The 19714-nt window shown below is 29.8% G+C and carries 16 protein-coding genes and 1 riboswitch; of the genes, 14 read left to right on the forward strand and 2 right to left on the reverse strand.

The annotated features are described in order from the left end of the window. The first annotated feature begins 9 nt into the window (after window positions 1-9). The 10 genes from B3W71_RS12730 to B3W71_RS12775 all read left to right on the forward strand — a co-directional run bounded on the left by B3W71_RS12730 (window position 10) and on the right by B3W71_RS12775 (window position 13068). The gene (locus tag B3W71_RS12730; protein WP_346889307.1) at window positions 10-738 is read left to right on the forward strand and encodes a Bax inhibitor-1/YccA family protein; all 729 of its coding nucleotides are present in this window, start codon (window positions 10-12) and stop codon (window positions 736-738) included. A 103-nt stretch (window positions 739-841) separates the two neighbouring features. Continuing rightward, window positions 842-1014: riboswitch (cobalamin riboswitch) on the forward strand. Between the two features lie 145 nt (window positions 1015-1159). Continuing rightward, window positions 1160-2233, forward strand: a complete 1074-nt coding sequence (cobT, locus tag B3W71_RS12735; RefSeq protein ID WP_414632027.1) for a nicotinate-nucleotide--dimethylbenzimidazole phosphoribosyltransferase — start codon at window positions 1160-1162, stop codon at window positions 2231-2233. Between the two features lie 63 nt (window positions 2234-2296). After that, the gene (gene cobC, locus B3W71_RS12740; protein ID WP_346889309.1) at window positions 2297-2884 is read left to right on the forward strand and encodes an alpha-ribazole phosphatase; all 588 of its coding nucleotides are present in this window, start codon (window positions 2297-2299) and stop codon (window positions 2882-2884) included. A 58-nt stretch (window positions 2885-2942) separates the two neighbouring features. Next, window positions 2943-3494, forward strand: a complete 552-nt coding sequence (cobU, locus tag B3W71_RS12745; protein ID WP_346889310.1) for a bifunctional adenosylcobinamide kinase/adenosylcobinamide-phosphate guanylyltransferase — start codon at window positions 2943-2945, stop codon at window positions 3492-3494. 15 nt (window positions 3495-3509) lie between these two features. Beyond that, a complete protein-coding gene (cobS, locus tag B3W71_RS12750; protein WP_346889311.1) occupies window positions 3510-4325 on the forward strand; it encodes an adenosylcobinamide-GDP ribazoletransferase in 816 nt (271 codons plus the stop codon). Between the two features lie 242 nt (window positions 4326-4567). Beyond that, window positions 4568-5422, forward strand: coding sequence for a DegV family protein (locus B3W71_RS12755; protein ID WP_346889312.1), 855 nt, complete (start codon window positions 4568-4570; stop codon window positions 5420-5422). Window positions 5423-5470: 48 nt separating this feature from the next. Beyond that, entirely contained in the window at window positions 5471-7243 is a 1773-nt protein-coding gene (locus B3W71_RS12760; protein ID WP_346889313.1) for an aminopeptidase P family protein, read from the forward strand. A 470-nt stretch (window positions 7244-7713) separates the two neighbouring features. Beyond that, window positions 7714-9231, forward strand: a complete 1518-nt coding sequence (gene yjeM, locus B3W71_RS12765) for a glutamate/gamma-aminobutyrate family transporter YjeM (protein WP_346889314.1) — start codon at window positions 7714-7716, stop codon at window positions 9229-9231. A gap of 282 nt (window positions 9232-9513) precedes the next feature. Further along, entirely contained in the window at window positions 9514-10089 is a 576-nt protein-coding gene (locus tag B3W71_RS12770; protein WP_346889315.1) for an XRE family transcriptional regulator, read from the forward strand. Window positions 10090-10176: 87 nt separating this feature from the next. Further along, complete coding sequence (locus B3W71_RS12775; RefSeq protein ID WP_346889316.1) at window positions 10177-13068, forward strand: hypothetical protein; 2892 nt, start codon at window positions 10177-10179, stop codon at window positions 13066-13068. Window positions 13069-13177: 109 nt separating this feature from the next. Here B3W71_RS12775 and B3W71_RS12780 read toward each other — a convergent pair whose 3' ends face one another. After that, on the reverse strand, window positions 13178-14218 hold the full coding sequence (locus tag B3W71_RS12780) for an FAD:protein FMN transferase (RefSeq protein ID WP_346889317.1): 1041 nt from the start codon (window positions 14216-14218) through the stop codon (window positions 13178-13180). A 246-nt stretch (window positions 14219-14464) separates the two neighbouring features. Then, window positions 14465-14911 carry an FMN-binding protein gene (locus B3W71_RS12785; RefSeq protein WP_346889318.1) on the reverse strand — a complete coding sequence of 149 codons (447 nt, stop codon included), beginning with the start codon at window positions 14909-14911 and terminating at the stop codon, window positions 14465-14467. A 330-nt stretch (window positions 14912-15241) separates the two neighbouring features. On the opposite strand from B3W71_RS12785, the gene B3W71_RS12790 reads away from it, so the two are divergent. From B3W71_RS12790 to B3W71_RS12805, 4 genes are all read left to right on the forward strand, one after another. Continuing rightward, the gene (locus B3W71_RS12790; protein ID WP_346889319.1) at window positions 15242-15634 is read left to right on the forward strand and encodes a NusG domain II-containing protein; all 393 of its coding nucleotides are present in this window, start codon (window positions 15242-15244) and stop codon (window positions 15632-15634) included. Window positions 15635-15644: 10 nt separating this feature from the next. Continuing rightward, complete coding sequence (locus B3W71_RS12795; protein ID WP_346889320.1) at window positions 15645-16184, forward strand: Gx transporter family protein; 540 nt, start codon at window positions 15645-15647, stop codon at window positions 16182-16184. 151 nt (window positions 16185-16335) lie between these two features. Next, window positions 16336-17694, forward strand: coding sequence for a sigma-54 interaction domain-containing protein (locus B3W71_RS12800; protein WP_346889321.1), 1359 nt, complete (start codon window positions 16336-16338; stop codon window positions 17692-17694). Window positions 17695-18196: 502 nt separating this feature from the next. Beyond that, window positions 18197-19375: an acetyl-CoA C-acetyltransferase gene (locus tag B3W71_RS12805; protein ID WP_346889322.1), complete on the forward strand. Its 1179-nt coding sequence runs from the start codon at window positions 18197-18199 to the stop codon at window positions 19373-19375. Window positions 19376-19714: the final 339 nt, after the last annotated feature.

Raw genomic sequence — 19714 nt, forward strand, 5'->3', positions numbered from 1 at the left:
GGGATTTTTATGGGAGATGGAAATATTTTTTTAGAAAAAGGGTTTAAGCGGACTAAGAGTAGTAGAGCTTCACAAGTTATGACTGTAGCTGGAACCTCTATAAAGACCATATTATTGTTATTAGTATTAGCTATATCCGCTGGGTATACATGGAATTTGCTTGTCACAGGTAAAGGATATACAGCTAATAAACTAATAATTATAGGAATTATAGGAGCTCTCATAGTAGCTATATTAACTTGCCTTTCACCACAAATATCTAGAATAACTTCTTTTATATATGCTATTTTTGAAGGACTAGCGCTAGGAAGTATTTCTTATTTTGCGGAGAGGTGGTATCCGGGAATAGTTTTATCTGCAATTATGCTTACCATAGCAACAGCATTAGCAGTTATGATGATTTATAAAAGTATTGATGGAGTAAGCGGAAGATTTAGAAGAATCATAACTATATCAATAATAGGAATTGGATTATCCTATATTTTAACCTTTGTTTTGTCTTTATTTGGTATAGGAATTCCATTTATTCATTCTAATGGCCCTTTAGGCATTCTAACATCATTAATTGTTGTATTTGTAGCAGCTTCAAGCCTTTTACTAGATTATGACTTTGTATATAATGTATCAAGATATGGGGCACCTAAATATATGGAATGGTACGGAGCCTTTTCTATTTTAGTCACATTGGTATGGATGTATATAGAAATATTAGAATTGTTAGAGAAGATAAAGGATTAGGATTTGTAATAAAGGATTTAATCAAAAATAAATGGGCTTTCGCAAAATGAGCTAATCTAAATAAATATTGAATAAGTTATGTTAGTAGTATATAATTTAACTTAGTTGAATAATAGTTTAGGGTACTTTAAGTTTAATAGGGAAAGTGGTTAAAATCCACTACAGCCCCCGCTACTGTGTACGGATACAAATCATGATACCACTGGTATTTTACTGGGAAGGAAATGAGGAGGATAAGCCGTGAGTCAGGAGACCTGCCTAAGGCTTTGTTAGTTGAGATCTTCGGAGGGAAGAGTATATCAAACTATTTTTTAGTTTAATAAATTTAGTTATGTGTATTAACACCCTTATCTTAGAGGATAAGGGTGTTTTGATTATTAATAAAGCTTTTTAAAGAATAATTTTATATGGAGTGATGAGAGTGGAAGAATTAAAAGAGTTATTAAGTCGTATTGAAAATTTAGATAAGAAAGCTATGAATGATTCTAAAAATTATATTGATCATTTAAGCAAGCCTATAGGAAGTCTAGGAGTTTTAGAGGATATTGTTGTGAAACTTAGTGGGATTAAAGGTGAACACGTAAAAGAAATAAATAAGAAAAATATAGTTATAATGTGTGCTGATAATGGAATTCAAGAATCGGGAGTTTCATCATGTCCAAGAGAAGTAACAGCTACGGTTACAGAAAACTTTGCGAAGGGCACTACTGGTGTATGTATATTAAGTAAGTACTATAATAGTGATACTACAATAGTAGATATAGGAGTAGATAAGGACTTTAATGATCCTAGAATAATCAATAGAAAGATAAGATATGGGACAAGTAATATGAGCAAAGGTCCAGCAATGACTAGAGAGGAAGCTATTAAAGCCATAAAGACAGGCATTGAAGTTGTGAAGGATTTAAAGAAGCAGGGCTATGATTTAATAGGGACAGGTGAAATGGGAGTAGGAAATACGGCTACTTCAGCTGCCATAATAAGTTTATTTTCAGGTATCGATAGTGATTTAATAGTCGGTAAAGGATCAGGACTAACTGATGATGGACTATCTCACAAAAAGGCTATGGTAAAAAAATCTCTTGAAATCAATAAGCCTAACAAAAATGATGTAATAGATGTGTTAAGTAAGATTGGTGGCTTTGATATAGCTGGACTTTGTGGAGTGTTTTTGGGTGGAGCTATATATAAAGTACCAGTGGTAATAGATGGGCTTATATCATCAGCTGCAGCTATTTGCGCGAAGGAATTAAACTCAAAGGCTTCTGATTATATGTTTGCCTCTCATCTTTCAGCAGAACCAGGAGCGCAATATGCGATGAAAGCTTTAGGACTTGAACCAATGTTTAATTTAGGTATGAGACTAGGTGAAGGTAGTGGATGTCCAATCGCTTTTGGAATAATAGAAAGTGCAGTTTTCACTATAAGTAAGATGGATTCCTTTGATGAAGCTGGTATAGATAAAAAAGACTATGTAGATATAAGAAACAAATAGTAATATAAAAAGAATGTATAGAGTTTATTATTTGTAGAACTTATTAAAAAGGAAGTGTAATATATGAAGCTATATATAGTTAGACATGGTGAGACAGAAGAGAATATAAAAAAGACTTACTATGGAGATATAGATTGTCAACTTACATTAAAGGGGATGGAGCAAGCCGAATTATTAGGGGAAAAATTGCAGCATATAAACTTCGATAAAGTCTTTTGTAGTGAAAAGAAAAGAGCAAAGGAAACACTTAAAAAAATATATCAAGGGGAAGATTTCGTAGTAGATTCTAGATTAAATGAAAGAAACTTTGGAATATTTGAAGGAAGAAACTATAATCAGCTGCAAAGGTCATTTAAGTCAGAATATGATGGATGGACGAAAAACTGGAAGAATTATTGCCCAGAAAATGGAGAAAGCTTTGTCCAAGTTTATAATAGAGTGAAGGATTTTATGGATGATTTAAAGAAAGAATCTGTTGAAAATGTACTAATATGTACCCATGGTGGAATTATAAGAACTATATATACTTATATATTAGAAGGTAGTTTAGATAATTACTGGAGATTTAATTCTAGAAATGCTGATTTGTCCATAATTAAATTAGAATATGGGTATTTTTATATTGATAGTATAATTCCTATGGAATTTTAATAGGTATAGTAGTTAAGAAATATATTAATTTATAGATTGGAAAGAAAGGGAGAAAAAAATGAGTAAATTAACTTTAGTTACAGGTGGATGCAGAAGTGGAAAGAGTAAATATGGAGAAAATCTACTTAAAGATACAGATGATGTATTGTATATAGCAACAGCTATAGTTACAGATGATGAAATGAAGCATAGAATAGAAAAGCATAAAGAAAGTAGAAATAAAAAGTGGAGAACTTTGGAAAGCTATAGTGAATTACATAAAAAAATAGATAATTTTGATGAAAAATATATTTTTCTTGACTGTGTTACTATAATGACTACTAATCTAATGTTTGACATTACAACAGATTATGACAATATAGATGATAGAAAAGTAGATGAAATATGCAGTAGTATAAAAAATCAATTTACATTGTTTCTAGAAAAATGTAAAGAGCTAGATAAAGATGTGGTGTTAATTACTAACGAAATTGGATGGGGGTTAGTACCAGAAAATAAACTATCTAGAGTTTTTAGAGATATTCAAGGCTTTATAAACCAACATATAGCAAATATCTGTGATGAAGTGTATTTGGTGTGTTGTGGACAAGGCTTGAGAATAAAGGGATAGGTTAGGTGTATTGTTATGATTAGAGGTTTAATAATTTTAGCTATACTAGCTATTATGATATTTGGTGCTATAGGAGAAGAAAAGATTTTCTTTAATAACTTTCTCTTGCTGTTTCAATTTATAACTAGAATACCAGTAAATATATCATTAGCTTGTGAAAAAGAGAACTTTAGAAAGGCTACTTTATATTTCCCAGTAGTGGGAGCTATCCTTGGAGCCATTGAATATTTTGTTTTTTATATTACATCTTTATGGCTACCATTACCTGTGGTTGCCATAATTACGGTTATAGTAGGAATAATAATTACAGGTGGACTTCATATGGATGGATTAGGAGATACCTGTGATGGTTTCTTTTCATTTAGAAGTAGAGAGCGAATAATCGAGATAATGAAGGATAGTAGAGTAGGTTCCTTTGGAGTGTTAGCTATGATTATAGATATAGCAGTAAAAGCTTTAGGAATATACTATATAGGTATGAAATCTATGGAATATATGATAATAGTAGTACCTATGATCAGTAGGTTATTTACTGTGTTTATAGCTTTAATAGGAAAAACAGCCAAAAAGGACGGCACTGGTAACTTATACATTGGAAATACCAATGGAATATATTTTACAGGAGCTATGACGCTGACCTTACTTATTGGAAGCTTATTATTTAATGTGAAATATATACTGATACTTTTACTTGGTGGACTTATAGTTACTCTATTATTTAATTCCTTTTGCAATAGTAAAATAGGAGGGCATTCTGGAGATACTTTAGGTGCTAATAATGAAATTGTAGAGCTTGCTTTATTTATATTAATTAGTAGTACTATTTTTTAAGAAAAATATTATTTAGCTATATATTTTTAAATCTAGTATTGATATAATCATAATATTGTTTATGTAGTTATATAATATTTTGTATTGTTATACTATAATTTGTATCTTAAGTTTTAAATTTGAGATACAAATTTAGTTCACAATATGTGAATATATTGTGAACATATTGTGAACATATAAATATTAATTATGATTATATTAGATAATAAATATAGAATTATTGCTATTTGGAGGCATGGTTTATGAGTATAAAGATAATAACAGACAGTACTAGTTATATACCAAAAGAGCTTATAGAAAAACATGATATTACTTTAGTTTCTTTAGGTGTAGTTATAAATAATGTAGCTAACAAAGAAGTGGAAATTCAAAATAATGAGTTTTATGAAGCTCTGGAAAATTTAGATAGTATACCTACTTCATCTCAACCTAGTATAGATGATTTATTTAATAGTTTTGATCAGGTTATAGGAAACGGAGATGATGCATTAGGAATTTTTATCTCATCAGAAATGAGTGGTACATATTCTACGTGTAATCAGCTAATAAAAACAATGATAATGGATAAATATCCTAATTGTAGAATGGAAGTTATAGATTCAGAATCTAACTGTATGCAGATGGGATATGCAGTTCTTGAGGCAGCAAAGCTAATTGAAGAAGGTAAGTCTATGGATGAAGTTATAGATGGCATAGAGGCTATAAAAGGTAAAAGTAGATTTTTATTTGTACCAGATACCTTAGAGTATTTAAAAAAAGGCGGCCGTATAGGTGGAGCAGCTGCTTTATTTGGAGCACTTCTTCAAATTAGACCGATACTTACTGTAGAAAATGGAAAGACTTCAGTTTTTGATAAAGTTAGAACTAAACAAAAGGCAATTTGCAAAATGATAGAAAAACTACAAGAAGATATAAAAAATGAAGGACTTGGAGAACTAATAGTCCATCATATAAATTGTGAAGAAGAAGGAAAGGCTTTAGCCAATAAAATTAAAGAAGCTTTAGGATTAACCGTGGGAATACAATGTATTGGACCTGTAATAGGATGCCACGTAGGACCTAAAACAGTGGGAATTGCGTATTATACTAAGAAATAGAGTTCATAATAAATACTGATAAAATTTGTTTTATAAGGAGAGATTAAAGTGGATATTAAATCAAGAGTTTCAAGTTTAAGAAGTTTAATGAAAGAAAGAAGCATAGATGCATTTATTATTCCGAGCTCAGATAATCATGGAAGTGAATATGTAAGTGATTATTTTAGAGTAAGACAATGGATTTCAGGATTTACTGGATCAGCTGGAACAGTTGTTATAACCGATAAAGAAGCACATCTATGGGTAGATGGAAGATATTTTCTTCAGGGGGAACAGCAGATACAGGGTACAGAATATATTTTAGAGCGTATGGGGGAACCTGGAGTTAAAACGTATACGCAATGGATTTGTGATAATGTTCAATCAGGCGGTACTGTAAGTTTTAATGGAAAGGTGTTCACTGTTTCTGAATTTCATGATTTAGAGAGAGCATTTAGAGAAAATGGAATTAAGATAAACCCGGAAGAAGACATTTTCAATAAGCTTTGGAGAGATAGACCAGCTATGCCGAATAAAAAAGTGTTTATTCATGAAGATTCTTATGCTGGAAAAACTGTAGAAGAAAAGCTAGCTTTAGTAAAAGAAGGAATGAATAAGATTCATGCAAATAATTTACTATTAGCATCCTTAGATGACATAGCATGGCTGTTAAATCTAAGAGGTGGAGATGTAGAATGTAATCCAGTATTTTTAAGTTATTTCTTAATTAGTGATGGTCAATATAATCTATACATAGATAAAGAAAAATTAAATGATAAAATTATGAATATGCTAAGTAGTAAGTCTATAACTATAAAAGATTATAATGACATTGTATCAGATCTTAAGTTAGTTAAAGGCACTATTACATTTGACCCAAGTAAGACTAATGTATGGCTTAAGGAAGCCATCAATAAAGAAGTTAATATAATAGAAAAGAGAAATATAACTACAGATCTAAAGGCTAGAAAAAATCCTGTAGAACTTAGAAATATAGAAAATGCTCATATTAAAGATGGAATAGCTATGGTAAAGTTCATTAAATGGATAAAAGAAAATGTAAATAATCAAGAGATAACAGAAATATCAGCAGCTGAAAAACTAGAAAAATTCAGAGCAGAAGGTAAAGATTTTATAGATGTAAGCTTTGATACTATTGCAGGATATGGACCTCATGGAGCAATAATTCACTATAAAGCATCTGAAGAATCTAATTCAAAGCTACAATCAAAAGGATTATTCTTAGTAGATTCTGGAGCTCAGTACTTAGATGGAACTACTGATATTACAAGAACTATAGCTCTTGGAGAACTTACAGAGGAGGAGAAAGAGGATTATACTTTAGTATTAAAAGGTCATTTAAATCTTTCTACAGCAGTATTTTTAGAAGGAACTCCAGGATGTAGCCTTGATATTTTAGCAAGAAGAGCTCTTTGGAGCAAAGGATTAGACTTTAAGCATGGAACAGGACATGGTGTTGGATATTTACTTAATGTACATGAAGGCCCACAAGGAATAAGAAGAGAGTTAAATCCAGTAGCTTTAGAAGAAGGCATGATAGTATCTAATGAACCAGGAGTTTATAAGGCTGGTAATCATGGTGTAAGAATTGAAAATTTAATAGCTGTTCAAGTAAGAGAAGAAAATGACTTTGGTAAGTTTATGTGCTTTAAGGATTTAACCTTATGTCCTTATGAATTAGATGCTATTGAAGTATCACTACTTAACGAGGATGAAAAATGTTGGGTAAATGACTATCATAAAAAGGTATTTGAGAGATTAAGTCCTTACTTATCAGAAGATGAGATTTCATGGTTAAAGAATGCAACTAGGGCAATCTAAAATATGGGGCTTTGGCAAAATAAACTAATCTAAAAGAAATGTTGAGCATTCCCAGATATTATTAACGCTCAGCCGTTTCGGAATATTGATTTACTAAAGTATTTATTCAAGGAAAAATCTACAACACAACAATTTGTATACACCCAAACAATTTGTGTTGCTTTACGATTTTATCATTCATAAATACTAAGCAAATCTAAGGAGGTTCTTCTAATTAATCAGAAGAACTAAGTTCGAATAACTAAATCCAAGATTTAGTTATTCGAACTTATCCAAATGGCATTCGCTAACAATAATATAAAAGTGCAAGCTCAGCATTCTATATAAGATTAGTGATATATTTTGCGAAAGCTCCATTTTTATTACATATTTATTTTCTTATAGCAAAGAATAAATTAAGAGTACTTATTTAAATAAGTACTAGATAAAATTAATTTTTAAATTAATAGCATTACAAGGGAGGAAAAATAATGTCATCAAACAAAAGTAGTGCAGAAAAGTTATCTATTACCGCACTAATATTAATGATTTTTACATCTGTATATGGTTTTAATAACATGCCTAGATCCTTCTATTTAATGGGATATGGTTCTATATCATTCTTTATCGGAGCTGGAATACTGTTCTTTATTCCCTTTGCATTTATGATGGCAGAATATGGGTCAGCATTCAAGGATGAAAAAGGAGGAATTTACTCTTGGATGGAGAAATCTGTCAATGCTAAATATGCCTTTGTAGGAACGTTCATGTGGTATGCTTCAGCAGTAATATGGATGGTAAATATATCTTCAGGAATATGGGTACCACTATCTAATGCAATTATGGGAACAGACACAACTAGTACGTGGTCTATATTTGGATTAAGCGGTCCTCAAACTCTTGGAGTACTTGGTGCTCTTTGGATTGTATTTGTTACCTTTATATCAACTAAAGGTATAGAAAAAATTAAAAAGATTACTTCTATAGGTGGTACAGCAGTAGCAGCACTTAACATTGTGTTGATAGTGGGTGCTATAGCTATATTAATAGGAAACGGGGGAAAATTAGCTCAACCAATAGTTGATGCATCATCTTTTTTCTCATCACCTAACCCAGCTTATCAAACTCCAATATCAATAATGTCATTCCTTGTGTTTGCTATATTTGCCTTTGGGGGTATAGAAGTAGTTGGAGGATTAGTTGACCAAACTGATGAACCAGAGAAAAACTTCCCTAAAGGGCTTACTGTATCGGCTATAATTATAGCTGTTGGATATGCAGTAGGATTATTCTGTACTGGAATATTCACAAATTGGGATGCTATACTTGGAGCAAATGGTAAATATGGGGATATAGTTCATATGGGAAATGTAGGATATCTTATAATGAATAACTTAGGATATCAATTAGGAGCAGCTTTTGGAGCAACTGAAGCTGTGGCAACACAAATGGGGAATTGGGTAGCGAGATTCGTAGGATTATCTATGCTGCTTGCACTTATGGGTGCATTTTTTACTATGACTTATGCTCCACTTAAACAGTTAATATCAGGAGCACCTAAGGGATTATTCCCAGATTCAATTGCAAAAATGAAAAAAGGTATGCCTATAAATGCAATGGTTATTCAAGCAGTTGTAGTAATAACCATAATATTGTTAGTAGCCTTTGGTGGAAATGCCATGTCAGAATTCTTTAATATTCTTGTAGCTATGACTAATGTAGCTATGACAATTCCATACATGTTCTTAGCTGGAGCATTTATATCCTTCAAAAAAAGAGACGAAATTGAAAAGCCTTTCGTGGTTTTCAAGAGCAAAGGTGTAACTATATTCTTAACGATTGTAGTAACAGCTGTAGTTGGATTTGCTAATCTTTTCTCTATCATTGAACCAGCCATAGGTGGAGATGTAGCTAAAACTATATGGAGTATAGCAGGACCAATATTCTTCTCAATAGTTGCTTTAGCACTTTTCGCTAGATATGAAAAAAATGTTAAAAAGGATAACTAATTAAAAAGAATAAAGTATATAGTTACGATAATAGTAAAAGGAATGTAATTAGTAGTAAGTAAGAATAGTATAATAAATAAAAGTTATAACAGATATAAAAAGTTGAATAAAGGATATATTAAAAGATATTTTAATATATCCTTTATTCTAATAAAAATTTTTTAGATATTTATTTATAACTATAAAATTTATTTACCAAATTTAAAAGTTAACTAGACAATACTTGGGTATTGAGTAATAATATTAATATAAAAATCTGAATTTAACAAAGAGGTGAAATTGTTGAATAAAATCATAGGAAGTAAAATTAAAGAACTTAGAACCAACAAAAAGATGACATTAAAAGAACTAAGCGAAAAAACATCTTTATCTACTGGATTCTTATCTCAATTAGAAAGAGGCCTTACCAGTATAGCTACAGATTCTTTACTAAATATAGCAGAAGCTTTAGACGTTGAATTATCCTATTTTTTACTATCAACTAGTAAGAGAAGGGAAAGGTTCATACAAAAAAGCTACGAAAGAGATATATATAAAATAGATAATGCTATGCATATAAATTATATATTATCAAATAATCCTGAAGAGAAAGCTCTATTGCCTAGATTAATTGAAATATTGCCTAGTGATACTGACGAGAATTTAAGTACTTATCGTCATGAAGGTGAGGAGTTTATCTATGTGCTAGAAGGAGTTATTACATTATTTATAAATGATGAAAAGCAATATCTTTATCCAGGAGATTCAGCACATTTTAAATCTTCAGTTAATCATAACTATGCTAATTATACTAATAGAATATGTAAAATATTAGTTGTTAGTATTCCTAATCCTATAGCTATTAATAAAAATGAATAGAATATAAGAGTGTAGTGATAGAAGATATGGTTAAATTCATGGACAAATCAAAAGATATGAGTAAATAGAGTAAGGGGAGTAAACGAGATGTCTTTAAAGAAACAAATGAAATTTCTTCAACAATGTGAAAAAAACTTAGATAAATTAAATTTTTATCTAGATATTACAAACAGTGATATCACATGTGAGCCATGTTTAACAATAAAGCATTATTATAACTGGTGTCTTAAAAATATATTTAACATAGATATAAATGAAGTAAACGTTATTGAATTCTTTAGAAAGATGATAGAAAAGTTAGACTATAAAGTGATTGGAAATATGGTGTATGAAGATTTTAGAAATCTTATATTGTCATATTATTCCCTAGGTGAAATATATTTTGAAAAAGAAGAATTACAGTTATCAAAAGAATACTTTTCTAAGGTGATAGAAGTTATGGAGGAATTTCTGAAAGGCGGAAATAGGTTTCAGACCGACGAAATTCAATGTAAAAGGGGAGTAGTATTTTTTGAACTATTAATGTGGGCGAGAAAAAATCTTGGAGATATGGTTGAAGTTGAAGAAGCACTATATTTATATGAGAGCATAATTGGAGAAGAAGAATTACTATACATACAAAAAAACTATTGCGTATACAGAGCAAGTAAGGAATTAAATCTTAGAGATAAAGCTAATGAGGCAGCTAGAAATGTAATAAAACTATTATCTTCTTATAAGGGAATTAATATAGATGCTGTAGAGTATTTAACTAGAGAGAAAGCTTACTCTAGTGCTATAGGTATTTCAACAGAAGAATATTGCAAGAGTAGTATTACTCATTGGATAAATGCAATGAATGCCATATGTACAGATGCGGAATACTTAGATTTAGAGTGTACAGATAAGGTGATAAAATTCTGTAATATGTTGATGGAAGACCTTAAAATTGGAGAGTGGAGCACTTTAATTTTAAGTTTATATAAAGGAATTAGACAAGAGAAAGAACAACTTACTAAAGTTTTAAACTACCTAAGAAACTGTTTTAACACCATTGATTATATGCATGGAGATTTTATAAATTGTGCTGAAGCCATAGGTGTATTGAATGAAATTTATGAAGATATAAGAATAAGAAAATATAAAGAAGTATTTTTAAGAGAGTATGAATTTGACTTTACATTCTATTTAATGAATGCTACAGTTCAAAATGACGATTATGAAAAAGCAATGGAAGCTGCAACTAAATTGTCATCTATAATTGAAATGTTTAATACAAATAAAGAATTACACAATTATATAAAAAAATGTGAGGAAATATCTATAGAAGAAACTAAAAAGGAAATTTATAATTTAGGAGAATATCCTTGGGTGTTCTTATATAATAATGTAAAAGATATATGTACAAGCTATGGAATAGAATCTAAGTTTGACATTGGTGATTTTATTAGAACTACTAGCAAGAAAACAATAATAGGTATTAATGCAATACAAGATAGGCACGTAGAAGAAATTTTTAATAATATTATTGGAGAGAAGATTTTTCTGCAAGATAAGGATATTGTATTTATAGATAGTGAAGAAATAGATTTAAAATCATATATTAAAGATAATTATAGCTGTAAAGTGATTACAAAAAGTAACTTGTTAGGAGATTATAATAAATGCATTATTACTTATGATAAAGCTATTCATGGTAAAATTGCAGATAAGAACATCATTGTAATAGATGGTCATAAAGATTTAAGAGATATTGATGTAACTTATATTAAACATATATTAGAGGTGAGTAATAATACTAGATTAGTTATTTTTATAAATACAGAGAGCAGAGATTATAAAGATGAAACAATAATTTATAATAAAGCTTTATTAGAGAATATGCTAGATTATAGAAAAGAGATTAAAACAGTAAACTTAAAAGATTTTTCAAATTCTAAAAAATTATTAGAAGCATTTATAGGACAAACTCCTAAAGACATAATAAATATGAAATTTAATGATTTCAAGAATAATATAAATGAAACCTTAGATAGACTTCGAGAAGACATAAAGTTTAAAAATGGAGTTTATAAGGAAAGAAGGCACACTCTTAAAGAATGTGTGGCAGAGTATATAAATTTAGACGGTGAAGTTAAGTCAAACTATAAGGAGTTTATTAATAAAATAGATGGTGATATGGAGTTCTTAGGGAAATATGCTGAAGAAAAGATATCAATAATTATTCCTGATCTTATAGAAAAGAATTTAGGTGCAATAGATGATTTAGAGGAAACATCAGCGTTAAAGGAAAAGGCTGAAAAGATATTTAGTAAGGCGATCGTAAATTGGTGTAATAAAAACATCTATGATCTAATGCTGGAGCAATTTAAAGTTTATATAACTAAGTATTCAAAGCTTTATGGATATCATCAAGATACTATAGAAAAGATAAATGAAAATAGAGATACTGTAATATCTGCTTATGGAGATTTTAGAAGTAAGGTTAAAACTTTAGATATAATACCACTTGAAGAGTTATTGAAGGAATTTTTAGTATTACATGATGAGTTCTTAAATAGTATTAATTATGAAGTTACAGTAATTCCAAGTGAAAAATTCTTAAATACAGTAGCTGATGGAATTAAGGTAATGTTTATGAAACCAGAAGAAAAGGCAGAGAATACTAGAATTAAAATTAAAAATCAAGTTATAGAAAATAAAGATAATATAGCTACTGTATTGAGTAACAATATAATAGAGCACTTAAAAGGTCTTTCTGATAAATTAAAGAAAGAAGTAAAGGATATATTTGAAGGTACCCTAGAAGATATTGCATTAGACAAAAGTGTAGTGGAACAAGCTGAGATGGATATGACAAAGGTTCATGAAGGATTTATAAAGAAAAATGAAGAGTTAGAAGTTCTTATGAAATTTGTAGATGCAGAGATATTAAAATATACTAAACAACTTGATAATAATGTAATATATAATAAGAGTAAATGCTACAAATTAATTTAAAACAAAAGCATTATTTTAAAATAAACTCAACATTTTATAAAGTTGCAAAATAAAAAAATTAGTTAATCCAAATAATAAAGAAGCTGTGGTAAGATCCACAGCTTCTTTATTATTTCTTTATTTTATAATTATTATTTGTAAGAGTAAATACTTCCTTAAAACCATCGGTTAGATATAACTCATGGTCTTTAGTTATAAAAATTGCATCTACGCCATCTAAGGAATTAATAAGCTTTAATCCTTCATCTACACCAAGGGCAAATAAAGTAGTTGAAAGAGAATCTCCGTCAATAGAAGTATGAGATAATATAGATACACCTAAAATATTATTATCATAAGGATATCCTGTTTCGGGATTTAGAATGTGGTGATAGTCTTTACCTTCATGCTCAAAATATCTTTCATATATCCCAGAGGTTACAATAGATTTATTACTAACACTTACAAATCCAATGGTATTACTGTCAGATTTTTCAGGGTTTTGAACTCCAACTTTCCAAGGAGAACCATCTATTTTATCACCAATTACGTATATATTTCCGCCTAAATCTATAACTGCACTAGATACTCCAGCATCCTTTAGAATTTTAACTACTTCATCAGCTGCATATCCTTTTGCTATAGCACCCAAGTCTATAATCATATCAGGATCCTTTAGAAATATACTTTTTTTAGTTTCATCTATTTCAACTTTATTATATTCAACTAAAGCTTTTTTTTCATTAATTTCATCTTCTGATGGAAGTCTAGCACTATCTGTACCTATTCCCCATAATTTTACTAGTGGTCCGATGGTAATATCAAGGGCACCACCAGATAACTTAGAATATTCAAGTCCCTTTTTTACCACATTAAAGGTGTCATCGCTAACTTCTACAGGCTCTATACCAGCCATTTCATTTACTTTATCTAATTCTGTATTAGATTTATTTATACTTAATATGTTTTCTAATTCTCTTAAACGAGCAAAGGCTTCATCTATTATAGCTACATCATTTTTATCATAAAGAGTTATAGTACAAACAGTACCAATAACAAGTTCTGTTTTACTAGTTGGATTATTAGGTAATTTTTGATTCGCACATCCTGCAACTATAATAGTCATTAAAAATAATATTAAAAGACAGGAAAGTTTTTTTAAGAATTTCATAGAGGCCTCCTTATATATGTATAGTAATATGAAACTTTAATACTTAATTAAATAAAAATTTATAGATTATTAAGTTAAATTATAGAATTAATTATATAATAACATTATAATTCATCACAAGGAACTTTTAAATAAAAAATAAACAGAGTTCGTTAAATTAGTAGCTATCAGATAAAAAGGATTAAATAAATATAAGACTTTAGGATATCCTAAAGTCTTATAATTCATATCATATTTGTGGGGATATTATTTAGCTGCTTTAACTACTGCAGTTTCAGTTTTGCCACTATTTGCATATTGAATAGCTGCTTTAGATAAAGTTTTGAAGTCATCTCCAGAAGTAGTTGCTCCAGTTATTGTATCAACTGCTTCAGAATCTTGTTTTTCTACAAGAGCTTTTGCATATTGAGTTGAGAATTCAACAGGACCAATTCCAGATGCGTTTGTCATGGTCGCTTGGTAATTAGCATCTTTGCTTTTTAGGTCTCCAGCTTCATTTACATAGTCAAATTTAGTATCAGTGATTTTGCCATTAGCTACTGTAATTTCAACTTGTCCTTTCCAACCATGATTATCAAAAGAATCGAACTCAGATTTATAAGTACCATCTTTCATTCCTTTTGATCCACAACCAACTAACATTCCAGCAGTTAAAATTACTGAAGATAATAAAGCTATAACTTTTTTATTCATTATATATGTCCCCCTAAAAAAATTCTTGTTTTTACAAAAACCATAGGTGATTTTTATAATTTAATTATAAACTATAATAAAAAAATAGTAAATATATTTCTATATGGTTTGTTAAAAATTTATTTATAAACTTTAGTATGAGTGTAGCAGAATTTTGTATAAAGTTACAATGAAAATAGTACATTCCTTTATACTAATAAATATTTGAATTATTTTTTTGAAACCCTTTAATCCACAAGTAATTTAGGTTAACATATTGGTATAGTAAAAATAAAAGGTTAAAATTAATGTATTTGAAGGATTATTAAAAGATATGGGAGCAGAATAGAGATGAAATTGATTAAAAAGATGGATATAGTAATAATTATAATATTACTAGCAATATCATTTATACCATATATAATGCTAAAAAATTATCAGAGTGGTTATAATGGAGATAATTATGCTGTTATTTCTGTAGATGGTAAAGAACAAAAGAGGGTTGAGTTAACAGATGGACTAGATGAAGAATTTATGATTGAATCATCCTATGGGATTAATAAGGTTGTTATTCATGATGGTAAAATAGGAATTGTAGAGGCTAATTGTAAAGATGAAATATGTATAAGGGAAGGATTTATAGGAGAAGTAGGAGAAAGAATAGTATGCCTGCCTAACAGATTAGTTATTGAGATTGTAGGAGAACAAAAGAATAGTGAAGAGGAAGATGTGATTTCTCGTTGAGGTGAAGATAATGAATAATAAGGAAGTTAGTAGAAGTATTAGAAAAATGATATATATATCCTTATTGATAGCTATGTCATTAGTTCTACATATATTTGAAGGAATGATACCAGTACCATTTATAACTCCGGGCACAAAGTTGGGGCTTGCCAATATTATTACGGTAATAGCACTGTATACCTTAAGCTATAAGGAAGCTTTTTTAGTGTTATTTTTAAGAATTTTACTTTCTGTAATGTTTGGAGGCAGTGTATCTCGTTTATTATATAGTTTATCTGGTGGTGTTTTAAGTTATATATTTATGGTGATTACAAAATCGTTAGGAAAAGATAAGGTAAGTATTATAGGGGTAAGCTGTGTAGGTGCAGTATTTCATAATATAGGACAACTATTTGCAGCTTCATTAATAGTAGAAACTATGAGTGTTATGTTATATTTACCTGTGATGAGCGTAGCGGGTATAGGAACTGGTATATTTGTTGGAATTACAAGTAACTTTGCAGTAGAACATTTAAAAAAGATTTTTGGTTTAGATAACCAATGGTTTTAATATAAGTTTACATTAAATTTGATCATGAAATTAATTGAAGAATAGCTTTAATTAAAATAGACTAAACCACTAAAAATATATATGTAGATGGTATAATTATATTTAGTAATTGGAAACTTAAAGTGATGTATTTTGTTTAGGAGGGAAGTATATGAAGATTGATGAGGAAATACTCAATTTTGCATTAAATAGTTTAAATGAATACATTGTAGTGGTTGATGAAGATGGGATTATCACAATGATGACAGATGGATATAAGGAGTTTTTGGGGTGTAAAGAACCAGAGGGAAAACATGTAACTGAGGTTATACCTAATACAAAATTACATTTAATAGCTAAAAATGGATTTAAAGAGGTTGGAGATATACAAGAGGTTAAGGAACATAAAATGATATCCATGAGAGTGCCTATAATAATCAATGGAAAAATTATAGGTGCTATCGGTAGAGTTATGTTTAAAGATATAGATAATTTTAGGATTTTAAGTAGTAAGATATCTAATCTAGAAAAAGAAATTCAATTTTATAAGAATGAGCTTACTGTGGGAAATAAAGCAACATATACCTTTGATAAAATTATAGGAAATAGTCCAAGTTTCTTACATGCTATAAAGTTTGCTGAGAGAATTGCGAGAGGTGATTCGTCTGTATTAATTACTGGTGAGAGTGGTACAGGAAAAGAATTGGTAGCACAGTCTATACATAATGGCAGTAAAAGAGCAATGAAGCCTTTTGTAAAAATAAACTGTGGAGCCATACCAACAGAGTTATTTGAATCAGAAATGTTTGGATATGAAGAAGGAGCATTTACTGGCGCTAAAAAAACTGGTATGAAAGGTAAATTTGAGCTTGCAGATGGAGGGACTATTCTTTTAGATGAAATAGGGGATATGCCACTTTTTATGCAGGTAAAGCTACTAAGAGTTCTTCAAGATAGAGAAATTGTTAGAGTAGGTAGTAACGATATAAGGAAAATAGATGTAAGAATTATAGCATCTACAAATAAAAATTTATTACAACTAACTCAGGAAGGAAAATTTAGGCAGGACTTATACTATAGATTAAATGTTATGCATGTTAAACTTCCGGCACTAAAAGAGAGAATAGAAGATGTAGGACCACTGGCAGAGTCCTTAAGAGTTAAACTATGCAATAAGTATGGAATATATAGTGAAGGAATAACAGATGCGGCTCTAGATTGTCTTAAATGCTACAATTGGCCAGGAAATGTTAGGGAGCTAGAAAATGTTATTGAAAGAGCAATAAATCTACTTAATACTGAGCTTAAAATTTTACCTGAGCACTTACCAGCAAAAATATTAGATTGCAATAAAAAAAAGATAGACTATGAAAATAAACAACTTAAAGATATTGTAGATGAAATAGAAAAGCAAGTAATTATAGAAACTTTAGAGAAGTTTAATGGTAATAAAAATGAAACTTCTAAAGTTTTAGGGATTAGTCGCCAAGGGTTATATAAGAAAATGAAAAGGTTTGGTGTAGAAATTTAGGATGGTGTAAACTAAAGTACACATGTAAACTTAGTTTACATAGATGTAATATTTTGGATATTTAAGCCTTTAATTAGATAAAATGTATTAATGGGTAGAAATAAAAATGTGCTAATTATTGATTTTACTTTAGGTGATTTATTTAACATTAAAGTTATAATATTAACAAAGATTTGTTTAAGGAAAAACTGTAAACTGGAGTTTACAGTTTTATTTCTTAATATTTATAAGAAATTAGATATTTAGGGGGTTGTAGAAGTTGGCATGGAAATTGCTTTATAAATAAGAGTAATAACCATAGCTTAAGCAACCCTATGTTAAAATATAAAACAAGGGATAAGATAACTTCTAACTTAATTTTAATGGTTCAGCTTATTTTAAGTTAGAAAAATATAATCTAGCGACTAAAACTTAGCTTACTTTATATTTTCAATATAATAAGTTAAGAAAATAGTCCAATGATACAATAAACTATTTATAAAGAAAAGGATGGAGTTTAAAGATGAAAGAAGTTGTTATTGTAAGTGCTGCTAGAACAGCAGTAGGATCATTTGGAGGTTCATTATCAAAATTATCAGCAGCAGAAATTGGTGCTGTAGCTGCAAAAGAAGCAATAAAAAGAGCAGGAATAGATCCAGCTATTATAGATGAAGCTATCATAGGAAATGTTCTAAGTGCAGGACTTGGACAAAATGTTGGAAGACAAGTAGCTTTAAAAGCTGGATTAAAAGAAGAATCTACAGCAATTAGTATTAATAAAGTTTGTGGTTCAGGTATAAAAGCTGTAACATTAGCAGCACAAGCAATAAAATCAGGAGATGCAGACATAATCCTTTGTGGTGGAACAGAATCTATGAGTAATGCACCATATGTATTACCAACATCTAGATGGGGACAAAGAATGGGCGATGGAACTATGGTTGATACTATGATTAAAGATGGTCTTTGGGATGCATTCAATGATTATCACATGGGAGTTACAGCAGAAAACATAGCTGAAAAATGGGGTCTTACAAGAGAAATGCAAGACGAATTTGCTTTAAGTAGCCAATTAAAAGCTGAAAAAGCTGTAAAAGAAGGAAGATTTAAAGATGAAATAGTACCAGTAGAAATACCACAAAGAAAAGGAGATCCAATTGTATTTGATACAGATGAATTCCCTAAATTTGGTTCAACAATAGAAAAGTTAGGAAAACTTAAGCCAGCTTTCAAAAAAGGTGGAACAGTTACTGCTGGTAACGCTTCAGGAATAAATGATGGAGCAGCTATGTTTATAGTTATGTCTAAAGAAAAAGCAGAGCAATTAGGAGTTAAATACCTTGCAACTATAAAATCTTATGCATCAGCAGGTCTTGATCCACAAATAATGGGATATGGACCATTTGAATCTACAAGAAAAGCTTTATCTAAAGCTGGATTAACAGTTGAAGATTTAGACTTAATAGAAGCAAACGAAGCTTTTGCTGCACAATCATTAGCAGTAGCTAAAGATTTAAAATTTGACATGAACAAAGTAAATGTTAATGGTGGAGCAATAGCTATTGGACACCCAGTTGGAGCATCAGGAGCTAGAATATTAACTACTCTTATCTATGAAATGATTAAAAGAGATGATAAAAAAGGTCTTGCTACACTATGCATAGGTGGCGGACAAGGAATTGCAATAGTAATAGAAAGATAAGTGAGAGTCAAAATCTTTGATTTTGTTACTCGAACTTACTCATTCGAACGCATGTGAGAAGGAGTGTCCTTACGAGCAAAGCGAGAAAGAGAATCTATGATTTGGTTAGTGGAACTTAAGTGACCATCTAAATCTATGGTTTAGTAGTGGGAACTTACTCATTTGAACAAAGTGAAAAGGAGTTTCCTTCTATACCACGCATGTGAGAAGGAGTGTCCCTACGAGCAAAGCGAGAAAAGAAAATATTTTATATTTCTTTAATTAGGCTAAATGATTATTCAAATTTTATCATATAAAAAGAGTCCCCTAACTCTTACGTGTGATAAAAAATAGCCCTTT

The sequence above is a fragment of the Clostridium sp. UBA1056 genome, from assembly GCA_002316385.1.
Classification (GTDB): Bacteria; Bacillota; Clostridia; order Clostridiales; family Clostridiaceae; genus Clostridium_J.

Excerpts from the sequence above, each read along its gene's own strand:
- B3W71_RS12785 (WP_346889318.1), bottom strand. The coding sequence starts at position 14,911 with ATGAATAAAAAAGTTATAGCTTTATTATCTTCAGTAATTTTAACTGCT.
- B3W71_RS12775 (WP_346889316.1), top strand. The coding sequence starts at position 10,177 with ATGTCTTTAAAGAAACAAATGAAATTTCTTCAACAATGTGAAAAAAAC.
- B3W71_RS12800 (WP_346889321.1), top strand. The coding sequence starts at position 16,336 with ATGAAGATTGATGAGGAAATACTCAATTTTGCATTAAATAGTTTAAAT.
- B3W71_RS12790 (WP_346889319.1), top strand. The coding sequence starts at position 15,242 with ATGAAATTGATTAAAAAGATGGATATAGTAATAATTATAATATTACTA.
- yjeM (WP_346889314.1), top strand. The coding sequence starts at position 7,714 with ATGTCATCAAACAAAAGTAGTGCAGAAAAGTTATCTATTACCGCACTA.
- B3W71_RS12805 (WP_346889322.1), top strand. The coding sequence starts at position 18,197 with ATGAAAGAAGTTGTTATTGTAAGTGCTGCTAGAACAGCAGTAGGATCA.
- B3W71_RS12780 (WP_346889317.1), bottom strand. The coding sequence starts at position 14,218 with ATGAAATTCTTAAAAAAACTTTCCTGTCTTTTAATATTATTTTTAATG.
- B3W71_RS12795 (WP_346889320.1), top strand. The coding sequence starts at position 15,645 with ATGAATAATAAGGAAGTTAGTAGAAGTATTAGAAAAATGATATATATA.
- B3W71_RS12755 (WP_346889312.1), top strand. The coding sequence starts at position 4,568 with ATGAGTATAAAGATAATAACAGACAGTACTAGTTATATACCAAAAGAG.
- cobS (WP_346889311.1), top strand. The coding sequence starts at position 3,510 with ATGATTAGAGGTTTAATAATTTTAGCTATACTAGCTATTATGATATTT.
- cobC (WP_346889309.1), top strand. The coding sequence starts at position 2,297 with ATGAAGCTATATATAGTTAGACATGGTGAGACAGAAGAGAATATAAAA.
- B3W71_RS12730 (WP_346889307.1), top strand. The coding sequence starts at position 10 with ATGGGAGATGGAAATATTTTTTTAGAAAAAGGGTTTAAGCGGACTAAG.
- cobU (WP_346889310.1), top strand. The coding sequence starts at position 2,943 with ATGAGTAAATTAACTTTAGTTACAGGTGGATGCAGAAGTGGAAAGAGT.